Genomic DNA, 6,533 nt, shown 5'->3' on the forward strand with positions numbered 1-6,533 from the left:
CGCTGGCGATGCTGCGCACCAAGCACGCCGACCTGCCGTCCCGCAAGCACGGCAATCCCCCGCAGTAACGGAGCTCTTCGATGGTGAAACAAGAACGTGCGCTGCGTACTCGCGATGCACTGATCAAGTCGGCGGCCGAGGGCTTCGCCCGCGAGGGCTTCAGCACGGCGTCACTGACCGAGATCAGCAGGCGGGCCGGGGTGAGCAACGGAGCCCTGCACTTCCACTTCGCCAACAAGGCCGCCCTCGCGGCGGCGGTCGAGGAAGCGGCGTCGCAGCGGCTGACGCTCGTGACGCTGCCCCCGGAGCAGGAGCAGGAGGAGGGCACCGCACTGCAGTCGCTGGTGGACGCCACGCACATGCTGGCGCGCACCCTGCGCGGCGACGTGGTGCTGCGCGCCGGCTTCTCCCTCGGCGCGGAGCCGACGTACGCCAACCGGCAGGATCTGCGCACCCAGTGGAGCCAGTGGGTCGAGAGCACGCTGGACCGGGCCGACGGTGCGGGCGAGCTGACCCCGGCGGTGGCCGCGGAGGACGTGACGGTCACCGTCGTCGCGACGACCGTCGGCATGGAAGCGCTGGGGGCGCAGCATCCGGAATGGCTTTCGCGGCAGACGCTCACCCGGTTCTGGCGGCTGCTCCTGCCGCGCCTCACGGAGGCTTCGGCCACGGTGCGCGTCCGGCCCGAGGGCGGCCCCGCGCGCGTCGTGGAGCACGCGAGGGGCGTCGCCCCGTACCAAGTCAGCGCCAGGCTCTGAGCGGACGCCGACGCGGGCGCGCGTCCGGTCGGTCCGGACGGCCGCTCCACCGTTCACCAAGAGACCGCCCGGTCTTTTTTGAGAGTACCTCGTCCCGTCATGTGATCATTTCGGCCGCGCGGTGCGGCGTTTCTCCGGTAGGCGGCCGATGATTTTTTACGGGGTTCCGCGGGGTGGTCACTGCCCCCGCACGCGTGTCGTCAGCCGCTGTGCAGCTGTTTGCGTATCTGATCGCGGAAGTGAATGGATCGGGAGTCGGCAGCGCGTCACTTGATGCTTAGTGGCCGGATTTGGGCAAAGTGGCATTGCTTAAGCAACTTTGGTGACCTCGGAGCGTTCTTCCGTCCGGAGCCTCGGGGTCCTCGGCGGGTGCCGTCGAGGGCCTTTCGGGCCTTCGGCCGGCAGGCCGAGATGTGCGCTTCCGATTGACAAACCGTCCGTGCTGTTTTTTTATCGAGTCGGGTCCGGAAGTCGCAGCAGCGCTGACCTGCCTGCACCTAACAGGGGAGAAACGATGGACATCGAAGTACTGGGTTCGCTGGCAGTACGGGAACACGGCATCTCGATCGCCCCCACAGCGCCCAAACCCCGGCAGGTGCTGGCCCTGCTCGCGCTCAACGCCGACCACGTCGTCCCGGTCTCGACGCTGATCGAGGAACTGTGGGACGAGAACCCGCCACGGAGCGCGCGCACCACGATGCAGACCTACATCCTCCAGCTGCGCGATCTCATCGGCGAGGCACTGCTGCGAGGCGGCGACGAACAGGCCAAGGCGAAGGACATCCTGGTCACCCTGCCCGGCGGCTACCGGCTGCAGACGCGCGGCGGCACGATCGACTACCAGGAGCTGGAGCGCCGCGCGGGCGCCGGCTACCGGGCGATGGACGCCGAGGACTACGCCGGCGCCGCGAAGAAGCTCCGCGACGCGCTGGCCCTGTGGACCGGCACCGCACTCGCCGACGTCCAGGCGGGCAGCCAGATCACGCTGGAGGTCAGCCGGCTGGAGGAGACCCGGCTGTGCGCCCTGGACCAGCGCATCGAGGCCGACCTGCGGCTCGGCCACCACAGAGGGCTGCTCTCCGAACTGACCGTGCTGGTCAAGAAGTACCCGATGCACGAGAGCCTGCACGGGCAGTTCATGCTCGCTCTCTACCGCTCGGGCCGCCGCGGTGAGGCCCTCAACATCTACCAGCACCTGCGCACCACGCTCGTACGGGAGCTGGGCCTCGAGCCGTCCGCGGCCCTCGGCAAACTGCAGCGGAGCATCCTCATGGCCCACCCCGACGTCGGTGTGACGACCGGACCGGAAAGCGGCTCGGGGCGTCTCGTCGCCCGCGTGGGCTGATCCCGGCCGCCACCACCGGGCCCAGGCACCCCCTCCCTCCCGAGCGCCCCCTCCGGGAGGGAGGGGGCACCAGCAGGCGAAGGGGCGCTTCAGGCGCGGGCCGCCTCCTGAGCCACCAGAGCGTCGAAGCGGCGCTTCAGTTCCCGCTGCTCGATCGAGAGCAGCTCGATGCGCTGCCGCAGCCGGGCGATCTCCCCGCCCCGGCCCGGCACCGTCGTCGCGGCGGCCCCGTGGGGCACTTCGGCGGTCGGGGTCACCATGTCGTGCCGCGCCAGCGCGTGGGCGCGGCGACGCAACGCCGGGCCCGGCTCCACACCCAGTTCCTGCCTCATGCGCCGACGCGCACGGTCGTAGACACCCAGCGCGTCCGCCCGGCGCCCGCAGCGGTCCAGGGCGACCATCAGCTGCTCGTGGAACCGTTCCCGCGTCGGATGAGCCACCGTCAGTTCGTCCAGCTCCCCGACGATCTCCCGGTGCCGGCCGGCCCGCAGGCCCGCGTCGTACAACGCTTCGGTGGCGAGGAGACGGGCCTCGTCCAGCTGCGCCGCCTGCACGGCGCAGATCTCGCCCCGGACACCGCCGTGGAACGCCGGACCCCGCCACAACGCCAGGGCCGACCGCAGGAGTTCACCCGCCCGCTCCGGGTCGTCCACGGCGCGGCCGCGCCCCTCGGACACCAGCCGGCGAAAGAGCTGGGCGTCGACCGTGCCCGTGCCGGGGCGCAGCTCGTAGCCGAGCGGGCCCGTCACGATCCACTCGTGCCGCGGACCGCCCGGCGCCGGGGCGGGCAGCAGCCGGCGCAGCCGCAGCACGTGGGCCTGCAGCGCGTTCGAGGCGTTGGCGGGCGGCCGGTCCGCCCACACCTCCTCGATCAGCCGCGGAGCGGGCACGGCCTGCCCGGCCATGGCCACGAGCGCGCCCAGCAGGGCCCGTTGCTTGGCGCCCGGCGGCACGATCGTGGAGGCTGTCCGCTCGTCCCGGATCTCCACGGGACCGAGAACGCAGAACTGAACCATTCCTCGCCCTTCCTCACACGCTGCCCGACCGCGCTCAGGCGGCCGCCCGATCGGGCACGGCGGCGTCCGCGAAGCGAGGCGCGACCCGTGCGGCGAACAGCTCCATGGCGCGTACCGCGCGCCCGTAGGGCACCTGTCCGGGGTTGAACTGCAGGCTCAGACAGAGGTCGGACCCGTACCAGGAGCGGACGGCCTCGATCTGGGCGCACACGTCGTCGGGTGTACCGATCAGGACCTGCGCCCCGCGGTGCTCGTCGGCGCCCGACAGGACCACGTCCCGGGCCTTGCCCACATAGCAGGTGTACGTGAGCCGGACCCGGCCCGGACCTTCGTGGCCCGCGCCGCGGTGGGCCGCGCGGTAGGCCGCGATCATGCGCGTCAGGTGCTCACGCCGCCACATCGAGGGGTCGAGCTGCAGATGGTGCCCCCGGGCGCCCGCGCGGGCACAGTCCTCGGTGCCGGCCACCGAGGTGACGTACACCGGCGGATGCGGCTGCTGGAGAGGGAGCGGGAAACCGGCCACCGGACCGGAGCGGCGCACATCTCCTTCGTGGCGCGGCGGCGCGCCGCCCCACAGGGCGACGCAGGCATCGACCACCTCCCGCACGCGGGTGTGGTCCCCGGGCACGGCGGGCAGCGAGCAGCCGAAGCCGGCCTCGAGACGGCCGTGCGAGAGGTGGTCGAGGAGCGCGAGCCGCGCCGCCGTCTCCACCGGGTGGGCGGACGCGCCGACGGCGAGACCGGCCGTCAGCCGGGTCCGGGCGGTCCGCGCGGCCGCCGCGGTCAGGAAGACCACCGGGTCGGGGCCGCAGCCGCCGTAGGGGGAGCCGTAGTGCTCGGCGCACTGCACGTGCCGATATCCCAGCACCTCGGCCAGCTCGACCAGTTGAAGGCACTCGTCGTAATAGGTGCTCGCGCTTTTTCGCGCCGGGTCGACGGTCGGGAAAAAGTTCACGCCGAATTCCATGATGCTCCGCCCCGTGATCCTTTTCCGGCTGCCCGGAAAACCGTGAAAGGCTTCGAGTAGCAGGACCATAGACGCAAACGGGCCCGTGCGGGATCCGTGCGAGCGTCCCTCGAGGCGGTGTATGCGCGGCCTCCAGGGTCTGTCTTCGAACTCCCCTCGTCGCCCGGAGGGCGGCCCGGCAGAGGGGAGTTCGAAGACAGACCCTGGGCCCACCCGGCAGGCGCGCGGGCAGCACCGGCAGGCCCGCGGCCGACGGCATCCGACGATGACTCGAAGCATTCTGGAGAACGGCACAGAAGAATCGTCGAGAACCGGTCCGGGATCTCTTGCTCCGAACTTGCGCGGTACAGACAGGAATTCGCCGTGCGCGCAAAATCGAGCCCCACTGGACACCGGTACGGAGGACAACCATGAAGATTCAGGTTTTGGGTCCGTTGAGTGCCGCCGTCAACGGGATGTCGATCGTTCCGACGGCGGGCAAGCCCCGGCAGATCCTCGCACTGCTCGCGCTCTACCCAGGACGGGTCGTGCCTGTGCCCACGCTCATGGAAGAGATCTGGGGCACCGAGCTGCCGCAGAGCGCGCTCACCACCCTGCAGACGTACATACTCCAGCTCCGCCGCAGACTCGGCACCGCCATGGGACCCGGCGTGCCCGCCGCCGCCAAGGACGTACTGGCCACCCGGCACGGCGGATACCTGCTCCAGATACCCAGCGACGCCGTCGACGTCCGCGAGTACGAGCGCCTGGTGGCCGACGGTCAGCAGGCCGGCGACCAGGAGGAGGACGAGCGGGCCGCCGCCTGTTACCGCGCGGCGCTCGATCTCTGGCAGGGCTCCGCGCTGGTCGACGTCCGCGTCGGGCCCATCCTGGAGATCGAGGTGCTGCGGCTGGAGGAGAGCCGCCTGGTCACGCGCGAACGCCGCATCGACGTCGATCTGCGGCTCGGCCGCCACGTGGAGGTCATCGCCGAGCTCACCGACCTGATAGCCCGCCACCCGCAGCACGAAGGACTGCACGCCCAGGCCATGCTGGCCCTCTACCGGTCCGGCCGGCAGGCGGCCGCGCTCGGCATCTACCAGCGGCTGCGCGGCCGCCTCATCGAGGAACTCGGCGTCGAACCCGCGCCGCAGCTGCAGCGTCTGCACCACGCGATCCTGACCGTCGACCCCAAGCTCGACGTGCTGCGCGCGGCACGCCGCTCCTCCACGTTCGACCTGTACGCCGCCTGACCGGAGCACCGGTGCGCCGCGCCACCGGTTCGAGCCGTACTCCAGGAAGTTCGGACAGGCTCGGCCCATGGACGTAAGGCTGTACTGCTTCGGGCACGCCGGCGCCGGGGTGTCGAGCTTCGGCCGCTGGCAGCAGCGCTGCGGCCCCGGCATCGAGGTCGTGCCCCTGCCGTTGCCGGGCCGGGAGAGCCGCCGCCGCGAGCCGCGGATCACCGACCGCGACGGCCTGCTCCACGACATGCTCGGCCGGCTCGCCGACGCCGCCGGGCAGGGCCCCTACGCGCTGTACGGCCACAGCCTCGGCGGCCTCGTCGCCCACACCCTCACCCGCGCCCTGCTCGACGCGGGCCTGCCCGCCCCCGAACTGCTCGCCATCGGCGCCTGCCACGCCCCGCACACCCTCGCGCCCGCGGTCGTCCGGGCCGGGAACGGCGACGCGGCCATGATGGACTTCGTCGACGCCGTCGGCGCCTCCCCGAGAGGAGCGCTCGCCGACAGCGGCAGCGTCTGGCACCGCACCGTCCTGCCCGTACTGAAGGACGACCTCGCACTGGCCCACGCCCTGCGCACCGCCGCGGTCGGCGAGGCATCCCGTCCGCTGCCGGTGCCCCTGCTCGCGGTCGGCGGCCGGGAGGACCCGCTGGTGGACGCCGCCGCACTCGACGGCTGGCGCGGCTGGACCGACGGGCGGCTGGTGCGCCGGACGGTGCCGGGCGACCACTTCTTCCATCGCGGCCCCCACCTGCCGCGACTCATCGGACGGGCCTGCCGCGTGGCGCGACGGCTGCATCCCCTGCTGCTCCCTTCCCCAACTTCCGCAACCCGAACGGAGAGATCATGGACCGCTTCGAACTCAGTGACCTGAAGACCCTGCTGCGTGAGTGTGCCGGCGAGGAGGAGGGCATCGACTGGGACGGCGACGTCATCGACGTCCCCTTCATCGAACTCGGCTACGACTCGCTGGCCCTCCTGCAGACCACCGGACGCATCGAGCGCGACCACGGGCTCACGCTGGACGAGGACGCGGTCGACGAGGCCGAGACGCCGCGCGCCCTGCTCGCTCTGGTCAACGAGGCCCTGAGCAGCACGCGGGCGGCCGCCTGACCCAGGGCCCCGGGGGGGGGGGGGGGGGGGGGCCCCCCCCCCCCCGGGGCCCGCCCCCCCCCCCCCCCCCCCCCCCGCGCCCCCCCCCCCCCCCCCCCCCCGAAAAACGGC

At 72.1% G+C, this 6,533-nt stretch carries 7 protein-coding genes; 5 read left to right on the top strand and 2 right to left on the bottom strand.

Annotated features, from left to right (window positions below):
• Nucleotides 1–80 precede the first annotated feature (80 nt).
• Both AB0J02_RS43415 and AB0J02_RS43420 read left to right on the top strand, forming a co-directional pair.
• A complete protein-coding gene (locus AB0J02_RS43415) occupies nucleotides 81–758 on the top strand; it encodes a ScbR family autoregulator-binding transcription factor (RefSeq protein WP_363199449.1) in 678 nt (225 codons plus the stop codon).
• A 514-nt stretch (nucleotides 759–1,272) separates the two neighbouring features.
• The gene (locus AB0J02_RS43420; protein ID WP_363199450.1) at nucleotides 1,273–2,103 is read left to right on the top strand and encodes an AfsR/SARP family transcriptional regulator; all 831 of its coding nucleotides are present in this window, start codon (nucleotides 1,273–1,275) and stop codon (nucleotides 2,101–2,103) included.
• A gap of 89 nt (nucleotides 2,104–2,192) precedes the next feature.
• Here AB0J02_RS43420 and AB0J02_RS43425 read toward each other — a convergent pair whose 3' ends face one another.
• Both AB0J02_RS43425 and AB0J02_RS43430 read right to left on the bottom strand, forming a co-directional pair.
• Nucleotides 2,193–3,119, bottom strand: coding sequence for an AfsR/SARP family transcriptional regulator (locus AB0J02_RS43425; protein WP_363199451.1), 927 nt, complete (start codon nucleotides 3,117–3,119; stop codon nucleotides 2,193–2,195).
• A gap of 34 nt (nucleotides 3,120–3,153) precedes the next feature.
• Nucleotides 3,154–4,074, bottom strand: a complete 921-nt coding sequence (locus AB0J02_RS43430) for an LLM class flavin-dependent oxidoreductase (protein ID WP_363199452.1) — start codon at nucleotides 4,072–4,074, stop codon at nucleotides 3,154–3,156.
• 422 nt (nucleotides 4,075–4,496) lie between these two features.
• On the opposite strand from AB0J02_RS43430, the gene AB0J02_RS43435 reads away from it, so the two are divergent.
• From AB0J02_RS43435 to AB0J02_RS43445, 3 genes are all read left to right on the top strand, one after another.
• Nucleotides 4,497–5,318 carry an AfsR/SARP family transcriptional regulator gene (locus tag AB0J02_RS43435; protein ID WP_363199453.1) on the top strand — a complete coding sequence of 274 codons (822 nt, stop codon included), beginning with the start codon at nucleotides 4,497–4,499 and terminating at the stop codon, nucleotides 5,316–5,318.
• Nucleotides 5,319–5,385: 67 nt separating this feature from the next.
• Nucleotides 5,386–6,183, top strand: coding sequence for a thioesterase domain-containing protein (locus tag AB0J02_RS43440; RefSeq protein ID WP_363199454.1), 798 nt, complete (start codon nucleotides 5,386–5,388; stop codon nucleotides 6,181–6,183).
• Nucleotides 6,156–6,422, top strand: coding sequence for an acyl carrier protein (locus AB0J02_RS43445; RefSeq protein WP_363199455.1), 267 nt, complete (start codon nucleotides 6,156–6,158; stop codon nucleotides 6,420–6,422). The genes AB0J02_RS43440 and AB0J02_RS43445 overlap by 28 nt, the downstream gene beginning before the upstream one ends.
• The last annotated feature ends 111 nt before the right edge of the window (nucleotides 6,423–6,533 follow it).

The organism is Streptomyces sp. NPDC050264 (assembly GCF_040655895.1).
Classification (GTDB): domain Bacteria; phylum Actinomycetota; class Actinomycetes; order Streptomycetales; family Streptomycetaceae; genus Streptomyces.